A 22,289-nucleotide genomic window follows, 5' to 3' on the forward strand; every position below is an offset into this window, starting at 1 on the left:
ATAGGGCAACGCATTAGGCGAGACCGGTGTCATGGAGCAGTGCGATTTTCTGGTAATCGGCGGCGGGATCGCGGGGCTGAGCTGCGCCGCGCGGCTGGCCGCACATGGGCGGGTGGTGGTGCTGGAGGGCGAGAGTGCGCCCGGCTACCACGCCTCGGGCCGCAGCGTGGCGGTTGCGCACTTCGGGTTGGGAGAGCGGGTGGTGCGCACGCTGACCGCGCTCAGCCTGCCCGCGCTGGCCGAACATGGCACGCGGCATCCGGCCTTGCACATCGCCTCATCGGCGCAAGGGGCGGCGCTTGATGCGCTGGAGGACACGCACCGCCAGTTCGGCTGCGATTATGCGCGGCTTAGCGGTGACGAAGCGCGCGCACTGCTGCCGGTGCTGAAGTCCGACGCGTGCGGCGCGGCGCTGATCGATCACGGCGCGCTCAAGCTCGATACCAACGCGATGTTGCAGGCGCATGTGGCCACCTTGCGCGCGGCGGGCAGCGGGGTGGTTTCAGGCGCGCGGGTCAGCGCGATTGCCCGTGAAAGCGCAGGTTGGCAGGTCAAAGCCTCGGGCGAGACGTATGCCGCGCCGCTCCTCATCAACGCGGCGGGCGCATGGGCGGATGAGATTGCGCGCCTTGCGGGCGTCACCCCGATCGGGATCGAGCCGCGCCGTCGTACGGTCATCGCCTTCGCGGCGCCTGAAGGCGAAGATGTGCGGGCCTGGCCTTTCACCAAAACGGTCGGCGAAGGCTTCTATCTGCTGCCCGAAGGCGGAGGACAGCTGCTCGCGTCGGCGATGGACCAGACCCCCAGCGCGCCGTGCGATGCCGCGCCTGAGGAGCTCGACATCGCCATTGCCGCCGACCGGGTCGAACAGGCAACCACCCTCCCCATTCGCCGGATCGCGCATAGCTGGGCGGGGCTCCGAAGCTTCGCCCCGGATGAATTGCCGGTGATCGGCCACGCTTCAAGCGCGCCCGGTTTCGTGTGGGTTGCGGGGCAAGGCGGCGCGGGCTTTCAGACGGCGCCAGCCCTGTCACGGATTGCCGAGAGCGCGGTCCTCGGACTGCCCTTCCCTGCGGATTGTGCCGCCGCAGGCCTCGCTCCCGCGCAATTCGCCCCGGCGCGGTTTGGGGCCTAGACCCGCACGATCCCCTGTTCGACCAGACTGCGCGCGGTCGCCTCGATACTCTCGTCGGCCGCGATAAAATCCATCCCCAGCACGCGCCGCGTATGCTCGCCCGAGACATCGCGGGTGCGGCCGAGCTCGGCCTTCACCTGCTTCATCTCGGCCAGCAGCGGGGCAAGCAGAGTGACGACGAAGTCAGGCAATTTGCGGGTCGGCACCTTGCGGGCAAGCTCCGGCGTGCGGGTTCGCAGCACCCGCGCAATCTCGCTCATCCACACGAAGCGGTCCTGCACCGGAAAGCGTTCGCCGCGGACGGTTTCAGCCGGTGCATCAAGCGCCAGCAGATGGGCCCGCGCCACATCGCGCACGTCGATAATGCCAAAGCCGACCGCCGGCAGCGCCGGGATTTCACCGGTCAGCAGCTTGCGGACCAATTCAATCGAGGTCGACAGATCATCATTCACCACCGGCCCCAGCACGGCGACCGGATTGACCGAGCAGAACGCCATCTCAGGCGCGTTCGCCGCCACCCATTCGCGCGCGGCCTTTTCAGCCACGGTCTTGGAGCGATGGTAGGGCGGCACCGCCGGATTTTCGAGCACGGTCCAGTCCCGCTCGTCAAAGCGGTCCTTGCCGGGGCCGTGGCCATAGGCAATCGCGGCCGCCGAACTGGTCAACACGAAGCGCCCCGCCCCCGCCGCATGGGCAAAACGCAGCGCCCGCAAAGCCCCTTCGCGCGCCGGGATCACCAGCGCATCGGCGCTCTTTGGCACAGCGAGCGGGAACGGTGAGGCGACATGGGCCACGCCATCGCAGCCCGCACAGGCATCAGCCCAGCCTGCGTCAGTCTCCAGATCGGCCTGAAACACCCGCAGACGCTCGCCTGCCTGAGGCCAGCGGGCGCGCAGGCGCGGTTCGCTTTTGGCGGTATTGCGGACGGTGGTGTGGACGGTCTTGCCCGCCGCCAGTGCCTGATCGATGATCTCGCCCGCGATATAGCCCGTGCCGCCGGTCACAAGGATGGTATTGGCCATGCTGCGCCTCCCCCTGATGAAGTGTCACCGCACCTTAGCAGCACGGCGGCGGCGCGCAGCCTATTTGAACAGCACCAGCTCTTCCGCCATCGTCGGGTGGATCGCGACAGTCGCGTCAAAATCCGCCTTGGTCAGCCCCGCCTTCACCGCGATGGCGGCCGCCTGCATGATCTCGGGCGCGTCGGGGCCGATCATGTGGATGCCGACGATCCGGTCATTCGCTGCATCGACGATCATCTTGTAGAGGCTGCGTTCGTTACGCCCGGCCACCACGTTCTTCATCGGCCGGAAATCCGACTGAAAGACCTTGATATTGCCGAGCTGGTTGCGCGCCTCGCTCTCGGTCAGGCCGACAGCGGCGATCGGCGGGTGACAGAACACCGCGGAGGGCACGCAGGAGTGGTCGACGGCATAGGGCTCGACCCCGCCAAAGACCGAATCGGCAAAGGCCTGACCCTCGCGGATCGCCACCGGGGTCAGCTGCACCCGGTCGGTCACGTCGCCGACGGCATAGATGTGGTCGACATTGGTCTTGCTGAAGGCATCGACCACGATCTCGCCCTTTGCGCCGAGCTCCACGCCGACCGTCTCCAGCCCCAGCCCCTCGGTGTTCGGCACGCGGCCGGTGGCGACCATCACCGCGTCATATTCGCAGGGCTCCTGCCCGGTCAGCTTGACCAGCAGCGTACCGTCGTCCTGCTTTTCGATGTGTTCGAATTCGGCGTGGAACTGGAAAGCAATCCCCTTCACCATCGAGATCTGGAGCAGCCGGTCGCGCACGGATGCATCATAGCCGCGCAGGATTGTGTCCGAGCGGTTGGCGATCGTCACCTTGCAGCCGAATTCGTTGAAGATCCCGGCAAACTCGTTGGCGATATAGCCCCCGCCCGCAATCAGGATGCGGCGCGGAAGGGTTTCGAGATGGAACGCTTCGTTCGAGGTGATGACATGTTCGCTGCCCGGAAACACCGGGACATGCGCGCGCGCGCCGGTCGCGACGAGGATGTACCGGGCCGTCACCACGCGGCCGCTGGCCAGCGTGATCTGGTGATCACCCGTAATGGTCGCGCGTTCATTGAAGATCGTGACCTCGTGGTTGCCGAGGGTTTGGCCATAGAGCCCCTCAAGCCGGGTCACATCAGCCTGAACCGCATCGCGCAGGGAGGCCCAATCGAAGCGCTTGCTTTCGATGGTCCAGCCAAACGCCTTGGCGTCCTCAAGGTCCTCGGCGAAGTGCGCGCCGTAGACGAGCATCTTCTTGGGCACGCAGCCGCGGATCACGCAGGTGCCGCCGACACGGTATTCCTCAGCCACCGCCACCTTGGCACCGTGGGCTGCGGCCACCCGGCTGGCCCGGACACCCCCTGATCCTGCGCCGATGGTGAAGAGATCAAAGTCGTATTCGGCCGTCATCATGCTGCTCCCATCGTCGCGGACACGCATATGGCGTCACAGGGGCGGAGCGGCAACCATGTGCAGGTGAAATGCCGGATTTCGATGAGAAAAGGGCGGGAGTTTGCCGCTCCCGCCCATTGTGTTCTGCCGATCAGACGCTGGCTGCGCGGGGACGACCGCCACCGCCGCCACCACCGCCGGGACGACCACGGCCACGGCCGCGGTTTCCACCGCCATGGCCACCGCCGTTACCGGCCGGACGCCCGCCACCGCCGGGGTGACGCTGGCCGCCGCCATTGCCGCCGGGCTTGGCGCCGAAGGCACGACGATCACCCTCTTGTCCATTGGCAGGACGACGCTCGCCCTGCGGCTTGCGATCACCGTCCGCGCGGCGCGGTTCACCACTATGCTGCGGACGGCGCTCGCCCTGAGGTGCATTGGCGGGACGACGATCACCCTGCGGCTTGCGATCACCCTGCGGACGCTGGCCGAGCGGGCGCGGGTTGACGCGCTTCATCGGCGTGCGAGCGGCGGGCTTGGTCGGGCCTTCGCCCTCCACCACGGCCCGGAAATTGTCCGGCAGCGGCAGACGCTCAAGCTCGGCGCCGGTCGTCTTGCGGATATCCTTGAGGTATGCGCGTTCGTCCTCGGCACAGAAGGCAATGGCGATCCCGCTCTTGCCCGCCCGCGCGGTGCGGCCGATGCGGTGCACATATTGTTCCGGCACATTGGGCAGCTCGTAATTGATCACGTGGCTGACGCCCGGAATGTCGATCCCGCGCGCGGCCACATCTGTCGCGATCAGCACCGGGACACGCGCCTTGCGGAACTCATCGAGCGCGCGCTGGCGCTGCGGCTGCGACTTGTTGCCGTGGATCGCGTTGCTTTCGATCCCCGCGTGCGACAGGCGCTTCACCACCCGGTCCGCGCCATGCTTGGTACGGGTGAAGATCAGCACGCGCTCGATCGCGCCGGGAACCGCGTGGCGGCCCTTGAGGATCATTTCGAGCAACGCCAGCTTCTCATCCTGCTGGACCATGAACAGATACTGGTCGATCCGCTCGGCGGTGGTGCTTTCCGGCGTGACCGAGACCTGCACCGGGTTGTGGCAATAGCCGCTCACCAGCTCCTTGATCGCCTTGGGCATAGTGGCGCTGAAGAACAGCGTCTGACGCTCCTTGGGCGCGAGCTCGCGGATCTTGCGCAGGGCGTGGATGAAGCCGAGGTCGAGCATCTGGTCGGCCTCGTCGAGCACCAGCACTTCGATACCATTGAGGTTCAGGGCCTTCTGGTCGACGAGATCGAGCAGGCGGCCCGGGGTGGCGACGAGAATGTCGGTACCACGGTGGAGCTTGTTGCGATCCTTGCCCACCGAGGTGCCGCCGACGATGCATTGCACCTTCAGCCCGGCGAGCGCGCCGTAATCCTTGGCGCTGTCGGCAATCTGCACCGCGAGTTCGCGGGTCGGGGCCAGCACCAGCATGCGGCAGGACTTGAACGGGATCGGCTTGTCGGCTTCGCGCAGCCGGTCAATGCTCGGAAGCATGAAGGCCGCCGTCTTGCCGGTGCCGGTCTGCGCGATGCCGAGCAGGTCGCGGCCCTTGAGCACGGCGGGGATGGCCTGTTCCTGGATGGGGGTCGGCGTCGAATAGCCCTTGAGGTCAAGAGCCTGGAGCACGGGCTGCGACAGCCCGAGGTCAGCAAAAGTCGTCATATGAAATAAGCTCGCAAATCGTCTGCGACGCGCACTGGGCTGCCCCGGACTCAAACGTCCGAAGGCACGCCACGCGCGGCGCGGGGGTTGAAACCGCCCGCGTGAAAAGGGAAGTCTTGAAAGGTAGAACCGAAGTGCGGCCGGGGCGGATGTTTTCAGATTTCCGCCGCTTCACGCATGGCTAGCGCGCTTCGATGGGGGCCATGTGGGGGCGAAGCGCGCGAAAGTCAATCTAATACGCGCTTTTCCCGCCTGACCTTACCCGTCACCCCGTGCTTGCCTGCCTCGGCGGAGGCCGGGGACACGGGGCTTGGCTGCCGTTGGCTGGCGGCGTCCGGGCCGCAAAGAGCCTAACCCCGTGTCAAGCACGGGGCGACGGACGGGGGTGGGTATTAACCCAGCCCTGCCGCCGCCATCAGCGCCTTCGTGCTCGGATCAAACTCCCCCTCCCCGCTCTCGATCTGCTTGGCGATGGCCTTGCCCAGCTCTACTCCGAACTGATCGAAGGGGTTGATCCCCATCAGCACCGCATTGGCGAAGGTGCGATGTTCATGGAAGGCGATCAGCGCGCCCAAGGCGGCCGCATCGCAGTCGTCGATCAGGAACGTCGTCGACGGCCGGTCTCCCGGATAGGCCCGCGCCGGATCGTCAGCCGACTTGCCCGCCATCAGCGCGGCCCCCTGCGCGAGGCAGTTCATCAGCAGGATGCGGTGATGCGCCGGATCGAGCTGGTCACCCGGCCCGATGCTGACGAGGAAATCGACCGGGATCAGATGCGTGCCCTGATGCAGCAGCTGGAACACCGCATGCTGCGCGTCGGTCCCCACCCCGCCCCAGGTGATCGCCGCTGTCGGCCCGTCGACCGGGCTGCCATCGGTCTTCACGCTCTTGCCGTTCGATTCCATTTCGAGCTGCTGAAGATAGTCGGGCAGCAATGCGAGCCGTTCGTCATAGGCGAAGACCGCGCGGGTCTGGCAGCCGCGCAGCCGGGTGTAATACTGGTCCGCGAACGCAGCGAGCAGCGGGGCGTTGGCGCGGCCCTCCTCCGCGCGGAAGTGATCGTCCACCGCCTTGGCCCCCGCCAGCATCGCGCGGAACTCCTCCATGCCGATCGCCAGCGCGACCGGGAACCCGATCGAGGAGAACAGCGAATAGCGCCCGCCCACGCTTTCGACGAAGGGCAGCACGCGGGTCTCGTCCACGCCCCACTCCACCGCCTTCTCGGGCGACGCGGTGAGCGCAACGACGCGGCCGCCCGGATCATCCACGCCGTTTTCCGCCAGCCATGCCAGCGCACTGTCGGCATTGGTCATCGTCTCGATGGTGGTGAAGGTCTTGGAGGCGACCGCGATGAGGGTCGTGTGTGGATCACAGTCCCTGAACGCCTGCTCCAGCGCCAGCCCGTCGATGTTGGAGACCACGTGCACATCGACCAGCGCCAGATCGCGGGTGAGCGCGTCGATGGCAAGCGCGGGGCCGAGCGCCGAGCCGCCGATGCCGATGGCGATGCAATGCCTGATCTCGCCCAGCGCGCCTTCGTGGATCGCCTCGACGAGCATTCCCATGCGGGCGAGCAGCGCCTCGGCCTCATCGACCTGCGCGGGCGTGCCGCTGCCGCGCAGTGCACCGTGGGTCGCGGCGCGGCCTTCGGTGACGTTGACGATGCCGCCGCCGAACAGCGCCTCGCGCGCGGCGTCAAAACCTGCCGCTGCGGCCAGCGCTTCGAAGGCGGACAGCGCGTCATCGCTGAGATGGGTTTTGGAAAAGTCGATCCGCATACCGGCCTCGGCGGGGCTGCCGGGCTCCACGGGCCAGGCGATCCGCCGGGTCAGCTTGGCGGGCCGATCAGGATCGGTAGCGAACAGGTTGGCGAGCTTGGGCTGCTCCAGAGCCTTCAGCTGCGTCCATGCCGCTGCCATCGCCGCATGATCTGTTGCCCCACCCGAAATGCTCATCGCCGTTTCCCTTTACGCAAGTGTGCGGCTGCGAGTAAGGGCAGTGGCGATGGATGTTAAGACCCAATCGCTTGAGACCCCAACGCTCGACGCAGGCCAGACCGCGGCCAGTGGCGTTCGGTCGCGCGACAGCTGGGGCGGCTTCATCTGGTTCCTTGCCAAGCTGCTGCTGGCGGTGCTGGCGTTCCGCACGCTGGTGTTCTCGCCCTTCTCGATCCCCTCGGAGAGCATGTTGCCGCGGCTGATGAACGGCGATTACCTGCTGGCGGCCAAGTGGCCCTATGGCATCTCCCGGCACTCCCTGCCCTTCGATCTGCCGCTGCCGAGCGGCCGCGTGCTGCCCGGCACGCCGGAGCGCGGCGATATCGTGATCTTCAAGCACCCGGTCGACAGGCGCGAATATATCAAGCGGGTGATTGGCCTGCCGGGCGACCGGGTGGCGGTGATCGGTGGGGCGGTCGTGCTGAACGGGACGCGTTTGCCGCGCCAACGGATCGCCGATGTTCCGGTGACGCAATCGCCCAATACCGGCTGCGCCTGGGGCGGCGATCTCGTTAAGGGAACGGACGGATTGGAAGTGTGTCGCTACCCCGCGTTCCGCGAGACGCTGCCCGGCGGCGTCACTTACACCACGCTCGACTTCGGCCTGACCCCCTATGATGGCTTTGCCGAGGTCACAGTGCCCGCCGGCCGGCTGTTCGTGATGGGCGACAACCGCGACAGTTCGCGCGACAGCCGCTTTCCGGCGGTGGCGGGCGACGGGGTTGGCTTTGTCCCGCAAGACCTGCTGGTCGGGCGCGCCGCGATCATCATCTGGTCGACCGATGGCAGCGCCGATTGGGGCAAGCCATGGAGCTGGTTTTCCGCCGCGCGCTGGGACCGGATCGGAGACACGCTGTGAAAGGGCTCGCCCCTGCTACCCGCGAATGGCTTGAGGCCAAAGGCTTTGTCATCACCAACGAGGCGCCGTGGATCGAGGCGCTGACCCATGGCAGCTACAACGTCTCGGGCGCGGAAGTGGCCGATTACCAGCGGCTGGAATTTCTGGGCGACAGGGTGCTGGGGCTTTCGGTCGCGAGCTGGCTGTTTCGCGCCGGCGACGCGCCAGAAGGCCGACTTTCGCAGCGGCTCAACGCGCTCGTCAGCGGAACGACGTGCGCGCGCATCGCCCGTGCGATCGACCTCCCGATCCACATTCGCCTCGGCAAGCAGGCGCGTGACGATGGCGGGGCCGACAGTGACAAGATCCTCGGCGATGTGATGGAAGCCCTGATCGGCGCCTGCTTCATCGAGAACGGCTTCGATGCCGCGCAGACCATCATCTACCGCCTGTGGTCGCAGGAACTGGAAGGCGACGAGGGCAAGTCAAAGCATCCCAAGAGCGCGCTTCAGGAATGGGCCGCGGGCAACCGCCGTGCGCCTCCGGTCTATGAAGTCATCGACCGCAGCGGCCCAGATCACGCTGCGCGCTTCACGGTTCAGGTCAGCGTCCGCAACGTCGGCGCGGCTGAAGCAACCGCCACCAGCAAGGGCGAGGCCGAACGGCTCGCAGCCAAGGCGTTTCTTGAACAATATGGGTGAAGGCTGAAAGCCGGTCACCCCCGATGTTCCTGAAATGTTTCACGTGAAACATCGCCCGCCCCCGCTTCACCGCGCCATAATGACGGCACCATGAGCCGACAACCACTTGGCAACCACACCGCAACACCCGAGCCAACCGCCTCGCACCTGCGCGCTGCGCTTCGACAAGCTGCCGCGAAATTGATAAGGACACGCCATGAACACCTCACCCCCTACCCGCTGCGGAGTCGTTGCCGTGATCGGCGCGCCGAACGCGGGCAAATCGACATTGGTGAACCAATTGGTCGGCCAGAAGGTCGCGATCACCAGCGCCAAGGCGCAAACCACCCGCGCGCGGATGCTCGGGATTGCGCTGCATGAACTGGACGGCGCCCCCACCCAGATGATCCTCGTCGACACCCCCGGCATCTTCGCGCCGCGCCGCAGGCTCGACCGCGCAATGGTCAGCGCCGCATGGGAAGGCGCGGAGAGCGCCGATGCCGTGCTGCTGCTGGTCGATCCGATCAAGCAGCGCCGTCACGAGCTGGAACCCCTGTTGGAAGCGCTGGCGGGCCGCCCGGAGCGCAAGATCCTCGTCATCAACAAGGTCGACCGCTCGAAGAAGGAGCCGATGCTGGTGCTCGCGCAGGAGCTGGCGGGCAAGGTCGATTTTGCCGAGATTTACTTCGTCTCGGCCCTGACCGGGGACGGCGTGCCGGAACTGAAGGGCGCGCTGGCCGACATGATGCCCGAAGGCGAATGGATGTATCCCGAAGATCAGGTCTCCGACGCATCGGAACGCCTGCTCGCCGCCGAAATCACCCGCGAGCATCTCTACCAGCAGCTCCACGAGGAACTGCCTTACGACAGCGCGGTGCGGCCCGAGAAATACGAGGTGCGCAAGGACGGCAGCATCGAAATCCACCAGCAGATCGTGGTCGCCCGCGAAACCCAGCGCGCCATCGTGCTCGGCAAGGGCGGCGCGCGCATCAAGCAGATCGGGGCCGCCGCGCGCAAGGAATTGAGCGAAGTGCTGGGCGTGCCGGTGCACCTCTATCTCCACGTCAAGCAGCTGGAAAATTGGGCCGAAGACAAGGAGATTTTCGAGGAGATGGGGCTCGATTGGGTGCGGTGAGCGCAGTGGAGCGTTGCCGCTTCTCCCCTCCCCGTGGGGAGGGGTTAGGGGTGGGGGCTCAACACCAGCTGGCGTCGCACACCCATCCCCAGCCCTTCCCTCAAGGGAAGAGGGCATAAAGCGCGATGAGCGATCCTTATGCCAAGCCCCGGATCGAGTCCCGGGCGACAGTGTAAGTTTGCGTCCTTGGTAAAGCCTAAGCTCCCCGTCCCGGGCTCGACCCGGGACCCCGCTTCTTGTGGCGGTGGTGAGGATTAGGGCAGCGGGGCCCCGGGTCAGGCCCGGGGAGGGGTATTGTTACAATGGGAGCTAGCCCCCGCCCCAGCTTCTCCAGCCCACAATCCTCGTCATCGCGAGGCCCGTAGGGCCGTGGCGATCCATGAACCGGCGTTTCCGGTTGCGGGCATCGGGCCATGTATTGCTTCGTCGCCTGCGGCTACTCGCCATGACGAGATTCCGTCATCCCGGCCTTGAGCCGGGATCGGGTGCCGTGCGGTGTGGAGTGCGCTTCGGCTTGGAGCATGACTGCAAGCGGCCCCGGATCACGTCCGGGGCGACGAAGGGTTTCTCACCCCCGCCCCAACTTCTCCAGCTTCGCCTTCAGCGCGGCTTCGTCGAACGGCTTGACGATGTAGTCGTCCGCGCCCGCGGCGATGCCATCGTGGATGTCCTTGGCCTCGCCGTTCGAGGTGCAGAACACCACCACCGGCTCCTTGGGCGTGGGGATCGAGCGCAGTTTGGTGACGAAAGTGATGCCGTCCATTTCAGGCATGTTCCAGTCGGTCAGCACCAGATCGGGCATCGACTTCTTGCAGCGCGCCAAGGCTTCTTCGCCGTTTTCGGCTTCAATCGGGACATAGCCCAGACTCAGCGCGATCTTGCTGGAGACCTTGCGGATCACCCGGCTGTCATCGACGATCAGGCAGGTCTTGGTGGTCGCAGCGGGCGCAGGTTGTCCGGCATAGCGGTCGCGCATCGCCTTGGCGGCGGCGACAATCGCGGCGGTATCGTCGGATTCGGACCCGGCGGACGGGCCTGTCGGTGCCGGACGCGGCGGTGCGGCCGTTTCGGCAGCGACGCGGGCTTCATCCTCTTCGGCAGCGGCGGCGAGCGCTTTTTCGTTCTGCGCGAGCTTTTCGGCCAGCGTCTTGCCGTCGGTGACGGTGCGGCGATTGGGGCCGGAATTGCGCTTGATCAGGTTCTGCATGCTTACCGCCCCCCGCCCATTGTCGCAAAGCCCGATTCGTACGCCCTGGCGGCGTAATCGTCGGAATAGGGATCAGCGGCATCAAGCGTGCCGACCTCTTCGCCGGGTGTCATGCGGATATGGAGATAGGGCATCCAGACATCGCCGAATTCGGCTTTCTGGTACCACACGTCGAGCACATCATAGCTCGCCCACATGCCATCGGGTTCGCGCAGGCGGATGCCTTCGCCGATCCGCGGCACCGCGGCAAAGCGGATGCGGCTCTGAGTCTGATGGGTCTCGTTCTGGATTTCGATTTCTATCACGGCGGGAGCCCTTTTTCCGACCACCGTGGTAAGGTCCAAATGCTTTATTATTTGCAAACGTCCGAGCGCCGGAAGGGTCTTTGTCGCCCCCCGGCGCTCGGCTCGTCGTTTTGTCAGGCTTTCTTGGCCGGCGCCTTCTTTTTCGCAGGCGTTTTCTTCGCCGCCGGCTTCTTGGCGGGCGCTTTCTTGGGCGCGGCTTTCTTCTTGCCCTTCTTGGCGGGCGGGCCCTTGGCGATGCGCGCGTCGATCAGCGCGATCGCGGCGTCCAGCGTCACATCCTCGGGCTTCACATCGCGCGGGATGGTGGCATTGGTGGTGCCATCGGTCACATAGGGGCCATAGCGCCCCGGCATGACCTTGATCTCGCCGCCGCTCACCGGATGCGCGCCGAGCGCCGCGATGGGCTCTGACGTCCCGCGTGTCGCCCCGCCGCGATTGGCAGCCTGCGCGAGCAGATCGACGGCGCGGTTCATCCCCACCTCGAACACTTCGCGGGTGTTGGTGAGCTTCCCATACTTGCCGTCGTGCCGCAGATAGGGCCCGTAACGCCCGATATTGGCTTCGATCTCCAGCCCCGTATCGGGGTGCGCGCCGATGATCCGCGGCAGATCGAGCAGCTTCACCGCCCAATCCAAATCGAAGTCGTCCAAGTCCTTGGGGATGCTGGCGCGCTTGGCATCCTTGCCGTCACCCATCTGGACATAGGGGCCGAAGCGCCCGGTCTTGCGGTGGATGTCCTCGCCTGTTTCGGGATGCTGGCCCATAACGCCATCATCCGCGCCGCCCTCACCCGCGCCGCCCGGCTGGGCAAAGCGGCGGGTGTATTTGCATTCGGGATAATTGGCACAGGCGACGAACGCGCCGAACTTGCCGCCGCGCAGCGCCAGACGGCCATTGGCGCGACCCTCGGCGGCGCAGAGCGGGCAGGCGCGCGGATCGCTGCCGTCCTCGCGCGGGGGGAAGAGGAAGTCGGAGAGATATTCGTCCAGCGCCTCGGTCACTTCCGACGGCAGCTTTTCCATCACCTCGTCGGCCTTGGGCTTGAAGTCCCTCCAGAACCGGGCGAGCAGCAGCTTGTAATCCTCCCGCCCATCCGAGACGATATCGAGTTCGTCCTCCATGCCCGCCGTGAATTCATAGGCGACATAGGTGGGGAAGAAGCGTTCGAGGAACGCGGTCAGCAAGCGGCCGGATTCCTCGGCGAAGAAGCGGTTCTTCTCCATCCGCACATAGGCACGGTCGCGCAGCGTCTGGATGGTCGAGGCGTAGGTCGACGGACGCCCGATGCCGAGCTCCTCCAGACGCTTCACCAGGCTGGCTTCGGAAAAACGCGGCGGCGGCTGAGTGAAGTGCTGGGTGGCATCGACCGCGCGCTTGGCCGGGCAATCGCCCGCTTTCATCACCGGCAGCAGGCCGCTTTCATCATCATCGGCGTCGTCAAAACCTTCCTGATAGACGGCAAGGAAGCCGGGGAAGCGGATCACCTGACCCGTGGCGCGCAGCTCGTGCTGGCCGGTGGCATCGCGGAAGGTGACCGTGGTGCGTTCGAGCTGCGCGGTCGCCATCTGGCTCGCCATCGCACGCTTGAAGATCAGGTCGTAGAGCTTGCCCTCGTCCCCGCTGCCGACCCGGTCACGGGTGAAATCGGTGGGGCGAATCGCTTCGTGCGCTTCCTGCGCGTTCTTCGCCTTGGTGCTGTAGAAACGCGGCTTTTCCGGGCGGTAATCCTCGCTGAAGCGCGCGGTGATCGCATCGCGCGCGGCCATGATCGCGCTCATGTCCATCTGCACGCCGTCGGTCCGCATATAGGTGATTGCGCCCGCTTCGTAGAGGCTCTGAGCAAGGCGCATCGTATGCTGCGCCGAATAGCCGAGCTTGCGCGCGGCCTCCTGCTGCAAGGTCGAAGTGGTGAACGGCGGCGCGGGGTTGCGCTTGACCGGCTTGGTCTCGACGCCCTCGACGGTGAAGCGCCCGGCTTCGACCGCGGCTTTCGCCTCCATCGCGATGCCCTGCTGTCCGAGGCTGAGCTTCTCCAGCTTGTCGCCCCGGAACTTGACGAGGCGCGCATCGAACTCGGTGCCGTCGTGCATCATCCGGGCGACGACGCTCCAATACTCGTCCGGCCGGAAGGCTTCGATCTCGCGCTCGCGCTCCACGATCAGGCGGAGCGCGACCGACTGCACCCGGCCCGCAGACTTGGCACCCGGCAGCTTGCGCCACAGGACGGGCGAGAGGGTGAAGCCGAACAGATAATCGAGCGCCCGGCGCGCCAGATAGGCGTCGATCAGCGGTTGATCGAGCTCGCGCGGGCGGGCCATCGCTTCGGTCACGGCCTGCTTGGTGATCGCATTGAAGGTGACGCGCTCGACATTGGCGGGGACGCTTTTGCGCTTCTTCAGGAGCTCCAGCACGTGCCAGCTGATCGCTTCGCCCTCCCGGTCAGGGTCAGTCGCCAGCACGAGGCGGCTTGCGCCCTTGGCCGCATCAGCGATGTCCTTGAAGCGGCTCTGCTTGTCCCGGTAAAGTTCCCACTCCATCGCAAAATCGGCCTCGGGATCGACGCTGCCATCCTTGGGGGGCAGATCGCGGACATGGCCATAGGAGGCGAGAACCTTGAAGTCCTTGCCGAGATATTTCTCGATGGTCTTTGCCTTGGCGGGGGATTCGACGATGACAAGCTGCATAAGCGGAGAGATGTGTCCTTACGTGTACGTACGCGCGAGGGTGGCGGGCTGCGGGTCAGAGCGTCAAGGTGTTTTGCGGTCCGTGACCTCTAACCCGTCACCCCGGACTTGATCCGGGGCAAGGCTGTCCTCCTCACCCTGCCAATTCGTCGAACAGATCACGCCAGTCAGGGTTTCCTTTCTCGATCAGCGCAAACTTCCACGCGCGCCGCCAACGCTTAACTCGCTTTTCGTGGGCAATGGCAAGATCAATCGGTTCGATAAATTCGGCCCAGACCAGCCGCACAATCCTCCGGTCGGCGGCATATTGCGATCCTTTACCTGCGCGGTGTTGCGTCATTCGCGCAGCCAGATCGGACGTGATACCGATGTAGAGTTCGCCGCGATAGCGTCGCGCCAGAATGTAGACCCAGCCCCCATGCTCCGCCTTGTCCATTTCGCGCACCTGAAGGTCAGCACCGCCCCGGATCAAGTCCGGGGTGACGGTGTTGCATTTACATGAGTCTCCGCACGGCCCCGTCCGCTTCGCGCACCAGCTCGCCCGCCAGTTCCAGCTCCAGCAGGGCCATGTGCACTTCCGCAGCATTGGCGCCCGACTGGCGGATCAGTTCGTCGATCGCGACCGGCGCGTTGGTCAGCAGGCTGGCGATATCGCGGGAAAGATCGGCGCGCGCCTCGCCCCAGTTGAGCTTGGCGAGTTCGGCGTAGTCAAAGTCAGCCGCCCCGTCGCCTAACCGGAAGCGCGAACGCGGGGCGCCGGTGAAGCTTTGCAGCAGTTCCACCACCTCGTCGGGGGTCTGCACCAGCACCGCGCCTTCGCGGATCAACTGGTTGCAGCCGCTCGCGCGGGCATCGAGCGGGGAGCCGGGGATTGCCATCACCTCGCGCCCCGCCTCGCCCGCCAGCCGCGCGGTGATGAGACTGCCCGATTGCGGTGCGGCTTCGACGACCAGCGTGCCGCTGGCGAGGCCTGCGATGATGCGGTTGCGTGAGGGGAAATGCCGCCCCCGCGGTTCGGTGCCGGGGGGCTGTTCGGCGATCAGCAGGCCGACAGTGGCGATGCGCTCCTGCAAGCCTGCGTGCTGCGGGGGGTAGGCGATGTCGATACCGCTGGCGATCACGCCGATGGTCTGCGGGAACGCGCCTTCATGCGCCGCGCCGTCGATGCCGCGCGCGAGGCCGGAGACCACGGTAAAGCCCGCCTCGGCCAGAGCGGCGGCGAAATCGCGCGCCAGCTTGACCGCTGCCCCGCTGGCATTGCGGGCGCCGACCAGCGCGACGCACGGCTCGGACGCGAGCGCCATCCTGCCCCGGCAGGTGACGATTGGCGGCGCGGAGTCCAGCTCGGCCAGCAGCGCGGGGTAATCGGGTTGATCGTGGAACAGGTAGCGCGCGCCCGCTGCCCGCACGGCCACCACCTCGCGCTCAATGCTGTCGGCGCTGGCAGGGCGATATGGACCTCGCCCCCGGCTCGCCAGATCGGGCAGTGCATCGAGCGCCGCCGCCGCCGTGCCGAACCGCGCCAGCAGCTGGCGATAGCTCACCGGCCCGATATGGGGCGATCGCAGCAGACGGATCCGCGCGAAGGCTTCCTTTTGTGAGAGCGTTGGCTGCGACCCCGTGCTCTCCATCAGATGCGGCCCTGGGTCACGGCTTGGCGGAGGAACCCACCTTCGGCTCCTCTCCCCGCATCAGCCGCCCGATATTGGCGCGGTGCTGCAACAACACGATGGCAGCGATCGAGACCAGCGGCGCGATGGCGTCAGGAAAGCCCAGCCCCCACGCCACCAGCGGTGCTGCGACCACCGTCACCATCGACGACACCGAGGAAATCCGGCTGACATAAAGCGTAATCGCCCAGATCGCAGCGCAAGCGAGCATCGCCGGCCAGGCCAACGCCAGCAGCGCACCCGCAGCGCTCGCAAAGCCCTTGCCGCCCTTGAAGGCGAGCCACGGTGTGAAGCAATGGCCCGCGACCGCCGCGACCGCTGCAACGCCTTCGGTGCCGGGCCAGAGGTGCCCTGCGACCAGCACCGGCACCGCCGCCTTGGCGGCATCGAGCAGTACCGTTGCCGCCGCCAGCCCCTTGTTGCCGGTACGCAGCACATTGGTCGCCCCGATGCTCCCGCTGCCGATCTTGCGCACATCCCCCAGCCCCGCCGCGCGGGTGAGGATCAGGCCGAAGGGGATCGAGCCGAGCGCAAAGCCTAGCAAGGCGGCGAAAACAACGTCCATCAAATCCCATCCCGTTCGCCCTGAGCTTGTCGAAGGGCCGCACTTTCTTCTAATGGCGTGACTTGAAAAGAAAAGGACGAGGCTTCGACAAGCTCAGCCCGAACGGAGATTTTTTTGAACGTCGAAGCTGCCTCCCCCATCCTGCTGTTCGATTCCGGCGTTGGCGGGCTGACCGTTTACGACGCCCTGCGCAAGGTGCTGCCCGAGGCTCCGGTGATTTACGCCGCCGACCTTGCGGGCCTGCCCTATGGCACCAAGACCGAAGCCCAGATCGCCGCCCGGGTCGCGGGATTGCTCGGGCGGATGGCGGAGCGGTATCAGCCGCGCCTCGCCTGCATTGCCTGCAACACCGCATCGACCATCGCCTTGGGCATGGTGCGCGATGTGCTGGAGATTCCGGTGGTTGGCACCGTGCCCGCGATCAAGCCAGCCGCTTCGCTCACCCGCACCGGCACCATCGGCCTCGTCGGCACCGAAGCGACAATCCGACAAGCCTATGTCGATGATCTCGAAGCGCAGTTTGCCAGCGGCAAGCGCCTGCTGCGGGTCGCTGCCCCCGGACTGGTCGCCGCTGCCGAGGCCAAGCTGCGCGGGCAGCCGGTCGATCCCGCGCTGATCGCCGACGTGCACGCCCGGCTTGCCGCCATGCCCGGCGGAGCGGACATCGACACGCTGGTGCTCGCCTGCACCCACTTCCCGCTGCTGGCGGATGAACTGGCCGCTGCCTTCGGGAATGATGTTGCGCAGGTGGACGGCGCCGAGGGTATCGCGCGGCGGATCGCCCATTTGCTCGAAGGGCAAAGCTTTGCCGCGCAAGGCCCCAACCGCTTCGTCGTCACCGGGCCGCTGACCGGGGCCCAAGGGCTCGAAGACGCCCTCGCCACGCGCGGGTTCGGGCCAGCAGAAGCGTTCTGATGCGTGCCGCCAGCCTTGCGAAGCACTCGCAAAGATCGCTGTGGCAAAAACTGCACTCGCCCCTTAGATAATCGCGCGAAACCAACCGCCATCTGGCACGTTATGGCGGGACAAAAGAAGCACGGCAGGAACCTAGCGCCCGCGTCAGCGGCCGCGAGAGCAGCGAGATGCGAGTGAATTACGACCAGATCTTCGATTCCGCGATCGACCGGCTGCACGAGGAAGGCCGGTACCGCGTCTTCATCGACATCATGCGCAACAAGGGTGCCTATCCCAACGCGCGCTGCTTTCATGGCCACAACGGCCCCAAGCCGATCACGGTGTGGTGCTCCAACGACTACCTCTGCATGGGCCAGCACGACAAGGTGATCGGCGCAATGGAAGCCGCGCTGCACGATGTCGGCGCAGGCTCGGGCGGCACCCGCAATATCGGCGGCAACACCCATCTCCATGTCGAACTGGAAGCCGAACTCGCCGATCTGCATGGCAAGGACACGGCGCTGCTGTTCACCTCGGGCTATGTCTCGAACGACGCCACTCTCTCGACGCTGGCCAAGCTGCTGCCGGGCTGCGTGATCTTCTCGGACGAGCTGAACCACGCCAGCATGATCGCCGGCATCCGCAATTCGGGCTGCGAGAAAAAGGTGTTCCGCCACAATGACGTGGCCCACCTCGAAGAACTGCTCGCCAGCGTCGATATCGACACGCCCAAGCTAATCGCCTTCGAAAGCGTCTATTCGATGGATGGCGACGTCGCCCCGATCCACGCCATCTGCGATCTCGCCGAGAAGTACAACGCGCTGACCTATATCGACGAGGTCCACGCGGTCGGCATGTATGGCGCGCGCGGCGGCGGCATTTCCGAGCGGGACGGCGCGGCGCACCGGATCGACATTATCGAAGGCACGCTGGGCAAGGCGTTCGGCGTGATGGGCGGCTATATCGCGGCGAGCCACAAGGTGGTGGACTGCATCCGCTCCTACGCGCCGGGGTTCATCTTCACCACCTCGCTGTCGCCGGTGCTGGTGGCGGGCGTGCTGGCTTCGGTACGGCACCTCAAGGAGTCCTCGGTCGAGCGCAACGCCCAGCAGCGCGCCGCCGCTATGCTGAAGCTGAAGTTTGCCGAAGCAGGCCTGCCGGTGATGGACTCCGTCACGCACATCGTCCCGCTGATGGTCGGCGATCCGGTGCGCGCGAAGAAGATTAGCGACGTCCTGCTTGCCGAATATGGCGTCTATGTGCAGCCGATCAATTTCCCCACCGTCCCCCGCGGCACCGAGCGCCTGCGCTTCACCCCCGGCCCGCACCACACCGATGAAATGATGGACGAGCTGACCGCGGCGCTGGTCGAAATCTGGGACCGGCTGGAGCTGAGGCTCGCCGAGGCGGCGTGATCGAACCCGCCCTGCCGTAGCGTCCTTTGAGCGGCGCTCCGGCTGGGCTAACGCCTCCCGGAACATAGATTCGGGAGAGACCTAATGGGCGGTACGCCTGACCAGACTTACGCCGAGATCGTCCTCGGGCGGCGCAGTATTCGTGGCTATGTCGACAAGCCCGTGCCGCGTGCGCTGATCGAGGAAATCCTGACGATGGCGATGCGCTCGCCAACCTCGATGAACACCCAGCCGTGGCACTTCCACGTCATCACCGGCGAATCGCTTGATCGCATTCGCAAGGGCAACACCGAGAACATCCTCGCGGGCGTGCCCGACAGCCGCGAATTCCGCCGGGGCGAGGCTTTTGCGGGCGTGCACCGTGATCGTCAGGTCGAAGTCGCCAAGCAATTGTTCGGGGCGATGGGTATCGCCCGCGATGACAAGGATGCGCGGCGGGACTGGGTGCTGCGCGGCTTCCGCCAGTTCGACGCGCCGGTCTGCGTGATCGTCACCTATGACCGCGAGCTTGGCGATTCCGACGACACCGCCTTTGATTGCGGCGCGGTGACGACCGCGCTGGTCAATGCGGCATGGTCGCGCGGGCTCGGCTGCGTGATTAATTCCCAAGGCATCATGCAAAGCCCCGTGGTGCGCGAACACGCAGGCATCCCTGAGGATCAGGTGATCATGAAAGCGGTCGCGCTGGGCTGGCCCGATCCTGACTTCCCCGCCAATGCCGTCGTCAGCCACCGCAAGACCGTGGCCGAGGCGGCACGCTTCATCGGCTTCGACTAGGGCGCTATTCGCACAATCCGGCAGCGCGTTCAGCGATGCCCTTCAGCCCCTTGCATTTCTTCTTGGCGGGCTTGGCCGGTTCCGCGCTCCCCTCGGCAGCCGTATCGGAGCCCGACATGCCTCCGCCCATGCCTTCCATCCCCGGGAGCAGCATGGTCGACGAGCGGAACCGCACCCGTGCGATCCATTCGGGGTTCCAGGGCTTGCGGGCATCGGCCGGACGTGCCGGATAGGCAAAATCGACCTGCGGGCCATAGGCTTGCAGGTTGACCATCATCCCCTCCCCGCTGGCTTGCATCACTTCAGCGGGGATGGTGCAGTCCCGCTGCTCGGGCGGCATCACGGTTCCGGCCGCGATCAGCTTGCGCACCCCTGCGGGCGAGATCCAGTCCCACAGCGGGCCGCCGAAGGCCTGCTGCTTCGACGAGGCCCACCACACCATTTCGGTCGGCGTGCCGCCGCGCCCCATGCCTTTCGCCCCTATCGCCCAGGCATAGTAGCCGGTCGCCTTGTCCAGCCCGTTCCACGCGAGATTGCTGGCACCACCTGCAACCTCGCTGGTCCGCGCATCGAGCGGAGGCATGAAATCCTCGGCCAGAGTGAAATTGATCTCCTTGGCGTAATTGGCAGCGATACGGTGTGCGCCGATCAGCGACCCCTTGGCGGGGACGGACTTGTTGTCCTTGCCATTGGGCCATGAGGTGTAGGTCTTGCTTCCCGAAATGGTCAGCGTCCAGTCTTCGGGCAGATTGACACCGCTTGCGAACAGACCGGGCGGGATCTCGCCAGCGGCGAGCTTGGCGAAATCAATCACCACCGGCTGTCCCTTGGGTGCACGGGCGCCGCAGCCCCAGTAGAGCAGCAACCGTCCACTCGGCCGCTCGAAATTCGGGGTTCCCTCGTAGTCTCCCTTGGTCGACGGCAGCAGCCGCAGCGAGGTGCCGAGGCCCGCGCCCTGCGGCATGAAGTGATCGGCCTGGGGCTTTGGCGCCGTCGTGCTGGCGCCGTGTTGCAGCACCAGCGTGCGCACGGCTTGCGGCGAGCGGCCGGTCATCATGCCCATCATCGCCCCGAGCCCGCCGCCACTGGCCATCGCGCCCATGCCGCTCATGGTGGCGGCATCCATCGCATAGCGCACCGGAGGGCTGGCTGCTGATTGCGACAATGCGGTGGTTGACGCCAGCGTGGCGGCACAGCCAAGCCCAGCGAGCGTGACGAAAGCCGTAACAGTATGACGCATCGTGATTCTCCCCCCAAATCGGGTGGAGGATACCACACAATGTGCAACCTGAAATAGCCGGTAGCGGGGGGAGCGCCCCCCGCCGCCCCTCACCGCGGCAGTTCGCTCACGCCCATCAAGGCCGCGTCCACAGCGCGTGCTGCCTGACGCCCTTCGCGGATCGCCCAGACCACAAGGCTCTGCCCGCGCCGCATGTCGCCGCAGGCAAAGACGCCGGGCTCGCTGGTGGCGTAGCTTTCCGTGTCGGCATCAACATTGCCGCGCGGCGAGAGCGCTACGCCCGCCTGTTCAAGCAAGCCCGCCTTCTTCGGCCCGACAAAGCCCATCGCGAGCAGGATCAGATCGGCAGGAATCGTGAATTCGCTGCCCGCCATTTCCTGCATCTGGCCTTGGGCCCATTCGACGCGCACGCATTCGAGGCCGGTGACCTTCTCGCCATCACCGATCACGCGCTTGGCAAGGACCGCCCAGTCGCGCTCGACGCCTTCCTGGTGGCTGGAGGAGGTGCGCAGCTTCATCGGCCAATCGGGCCAGGTCAGCGCCTTGTCTTCCTTTTCCGGCGGCTTGGGCATGATTTCGAGCTGGGTGACGCTCAGCGCGCCCTGCCGGTTCGAGGTGCCGACACAGTCGCTCCCCGTGTCCCCGCCGCCGAGCACGACGACGTGCTTGCCGGTCGCCAGCAGGGAGCCGCGCGGCGCGGCGCGCAATTCATCGTCGCCTGCCACCCGCTTGTTCTGCTGGGTGAGGAATTCCATCGCCAAGCGCACGCCCGGCATCTCCGCGCCGGGGATCTGGAGCTGGCGCGCATCTTCCGCGCCGCCGGCCAGCACCACCGCGTCAAAATTCTCCTGAAGGCTCTTGAAGGAGATGTCGACGCCGACTTCCTTCGAGGTTTTGAACGTCACCCCTTCCGCTTCCATCTGCTGGGCGCGGCGGTTGATGAGGTGCTTTTCCATCTTGAAGTCGGGAATGCCGTAACGCAGCAGCCCGCCGACGCGGTCGCTCTTTTCGAACACGGTGACCGAATGGCCCGCGCGCGCCAGCTGCTGGGCGCAGGCGAGTCCCGCCGGGCCCGAGCCGACCACCGCGACCGACTTGCCGGTCTTCTTCGCAGGCACCTGCGGGTGGATCCAGCCTTCCTTCCATCCGCGATCAACGATGGCGCATTCGATCGACTTGATGGTGACCGGCTGATCGATGATGTTGAGCGTGCACGCCGCCTCGCACGGCGCGGGGCAGATACGGCCCGTAAATTCGGGGAAGTTGTTGGTTGAATGCAGCATCGCCAGCGCGCGCTTCCAGTCCGCCTCATAGACGAGGTGGTTCCAGTCCGGGATCATGTTGTTCACCGGACAGCCGTTGTGGCAGTAAGGAATGCCGCAATTCATGCAGCGCGAGGCCTGCCCCGTCAGCGTCGCATCATCCGGCTGGATGACGAACTCGCGGTAGTTCTTCAGGCGCTCTTTCGGGTCGAGATAATCCCGCTCGCGGCGATCCAGCTCGAGAAATCCGGTTTCCTTGCCCATAGGTCAAATCTCCGATTTGGCCGTCATCCCCGCGAAGGCGGGGACCCAGCTAAACTTGTTGTTACGCGCCGCCGGAGCGGCAGCTGGATC

At 65.9% G+C, this 22,289-nt stretch carries 19 protein-coding genes; 7 read left to right on the forward strand and 12 right to left on the reverse strand.

Translation table 11 applies throughout. The features are described from left to right. The first annotated feature begins 31 nt into the window (after positions 1-31). Positions 32-1,135: an NAD(P)/FAD-dependent oxidoreductase gene (locus ACLBKT_RS07095; RefSeq protein ID WP_410182234.1), complete on the forward strand. Its 1,104-nt coding sequence runs from the start codon at positions 32-34 to the stop codon at positions 1,133-1,135. On the opposite strand, the gene ACLBKT_RS07100 is transcribed toward ACLBKT_RS07095, so the two are convergent. From ACLBKT_RS07100 to pgi, 4 genes are all read right to left on the reverse strand, one after another. Next, on the reverse strand, positions 1,132-2,157 hold the full coding sequence (locus tag ACLBKT_RS07100; RefSeq protein WP_410182235.1) for an NAD-dependent epimerase/dehydratase family protein: 1,026 nt from the start codon (positions 2,155-2,157) through the stop codon (positions 1,132-1,134). The two genes, ACLBKT_RS07095 and ACLBKT_RS07100, sit on opposite strands and share 4 nt — an antisense overlap. Before the next feature lie 60 nt (positions 2,158-2,217). Next, a complete protein-coding gene (gorA, locus tag ACLBKT_RS07105) occupies positions 2,218-3,573 on the reverse strand; it encodes a glutathione-disulfide reductase (RefSeq protein ID WP_410182236.1) in 1,356 nt (451 codons plus the stop codon). A gap of 130 nt (positions 3,574-3,703) precedes the next feature. Beyond that, positions 3,704-5,266 (reverse strand): DEAD/DEAH box helicase, encoded by a 1,563-nt coding sequence (locus tag ACLBKT_RS07110; RefSeq protein ID WP_410182237.1) that lies wholly within the window; start codon positions 5,264-5,266, stop codon positions 3,704-3,706. A gap of 392 nt (positions 5,267-5,658) precedes the next feature. Beyond that, a complete protein-coding gene (gene pgi / locus ACLBKT_RS07115) occupies positions 5,659-7,221 on the reverse strand; it encodes a glucose-6-phosphate isomerase (RefSeq protein WP_410182238.1) in 1,563 nt (520 codons plus the stop codon). Positions 7,222-7,270: 49 nt separating this feature from the next. On the opposite strand from pgi, the gene lepB reads away from it, so the two are divergent. The 3 genes from lepB (at position 7,271) to era (ending at position 9,916) form a co-directional block, all read left to right on the forward strand. Continuing rightward, positions 7,271-8,122: a signal peptidase I gene (gene lepB, locus ACLBKT_RS07120; protein ID WP_410182239.1), complete on the forward strand. Its 852-nt coding sequence runs from the start codon at positions 7,271-7,273 to the stop codon at positions 8,120-8,122. Then, on the forward strand, positions 8,071-8,802 hold the full coding sequence (gene rnc / locus ACLBKT_RS07125; RefSeq protein ID WP_410182240.1) for a ribonuclease III: 732 nt from the start codon (positions 8,071-8,073) through the stop codon (positions 8,800-8,802). Before lepB ends, rnc begins: the two co-directional genes overlap by 52 nt. Positions 8,803-8,998: 196 nt before the next feature. Beyond that, on the forward strand, positions 8,999-9,916 hold the full coding sequence (era, locus tag ACLBKT_RS07130) for a GTPase Era (protein ID WP_410182241.1): 918 nt from the start codon (positions 8,999-9,001) through the stop codon (positions 9,914-9,916). A 568-nt stretch (positions 9,917-10,484) separates the two neighbouring features. On the opposite strand, the gene ACLBKT_RS07135 is transcribed toward era, so the two are convergent. The 6 genes from ACLBKT_RS07135 to plsY form a co-directional block, all read right to left on the reverse strand. Beyond that, complete coding sequence (locus tag ACLBKT_RS07135) at positions 10,485-11,123, reverse strand: PleD family two-component system response regulator (RefSeq protein WP_410182242.1); 639 nt, start codon at positions 11,121-11,123, stop codon at positions 10,485-10,487. A 2-nt stretch (positions 11,124-11,125) separates the two neighbouring features. After that, the gene (locus tag ACLBKT_RS07140; RefSeq protein ID WP_410182243.1) at positions 11,126-11,428 is read right to left on the reverse strand and encodes a hypothetical protein; all 303 of its coding nucleotides are present in this window, start codon (positions 11,426-11,428) and stop codon (positions 11,126-11,128) included. Between the two features lie 113 nt (positions 11,429-11,541). Next, positions 11,542-14,112, reverse strand: a complete 2,571-nt coding sequence (topA, locus tag ACLBKT_RS07145) for a type I DNA topoisomerase (protein WP_410182244.1) — start codon at positions 14,110-14,112, stop codon at positions 11,542-11,544. 133 nt (positions 14,113-14,245) lie between these two features. After that, on the reverse strand, positions 14,246-14,548 hold the full coding sequence (locus ACLBKT_RS07150) for a GIY-YIG nuclease family protein (RefSeq protein ID WP_410182245.1): 303 nt from the start codon (positions 14,546-14,548) through the stop codon (positions 14,246-14,248). A 58-nt stretch (positions 14,549-14,606) separates the two neighbouring features. Beyond that, entirely contained in the window at positions 14,607-15,743 is a 1,137-nt protein-coding gene (gene dprA / locus ACLBKT_RS07155) for a DNA-processing protein DprA (protein WP_410182246.1), read from the reverse strand. 16 nt (positions 15,744-15,759) lie between these two features. Further along, a complete protein-coding gene (gene plsY, locus ACLBKT_RS07160) occupies positions 15,760-16,347 on the reverse strand; it encodes a glycerol-3-phosphate 1-O-acyltransferase PlsY (protein ID WP_410182247.1) in 588 nt (195 codons plus the stop codon). 114 nt (positions 16,348-16,461) lie between these two features. On the opposite strand from plsY, the gene murI reads away from it, so the two are divergent. The 3 genes from murI to ACLBKT_RS07175 all read left to right on the forward strand — a co-directional run bounded on the left by murI (position 16,462) and on the right by ACLBKT_RS07175 (position 19,433). After that, a complete protein-coding gene (gene murI, locus ACLBKT_RS07165) occupies positions 16,462-17,262 on the forward strand; it encodes a glutamate racemase (RefSeq protein ID WP_410182248.1) in 801 nt (266 codons plus the stop codon). Between the two features lie 173 nt (positions 17,263-17,435). Continuing rightward, complete coding sequence (gene hemA / locus ACLBKT_RS07170; protein ID WP_410182249.1) at positions 17,436-18,656, forward strand: 5-aminolevulinate synthase; 1,221 nt, start codon at positions 17,436-17,438, stop codon at positions 18,654-18,656. 84 nt (positions 18,657-18,740) lie between these two features. Next, positions 18,741-19,433 (forward strand): nitroreductase, encoded by a 693-nt coding sequence (locus ACLBKT_RS07175; RefSeq protein WP_410182250.1) that lies wholly within the window; start codon positions 18,741-18,743, stop codon positions 19,431-19,433. Between the two features lie 4 nt (positions 19,434-19,437). Here the strand turns inward: ACLBKT_RS07175 and ACLBKT_RS07180 are convergent, their stop codons facing one another. Further along, on the reverse strand, positions 19,438-20,673 hold the full coding sequence (locus ACLBKT_RS07180; protein WP_410182251.1) for a hypothetical protein: 1,236 nt from the start codon (positions 20,671-20,673) through the stop codon (positions 19,438-19,440). 89 nt (positions 20,674-20,762) lie between these two features. Further along, the gene (locus tag ACLBKT_RS07185) at positions 20,763-22,199 is read right to left on the reverse strand and encodes a glutamate synthase subunit beta (protein ID WP_410182252.1); all 1,437 of its coding nucleotides are present in this window, start codon (positions 22,197-22,199) and stop codon (positions 20,763-20,765) included. Positions 22,200-22,289 lie beyond the last annotated feature (90 nt).

Source organism: Erythrobacter sp. W302b, from assembly GCF_046452395.1.
Taxonomy (GTDB): Bacteria; Pseudomonadota; Alphaproteobacteria; order Sphingomonadales; family Sphingomonadaceae; genus Erythrobacter.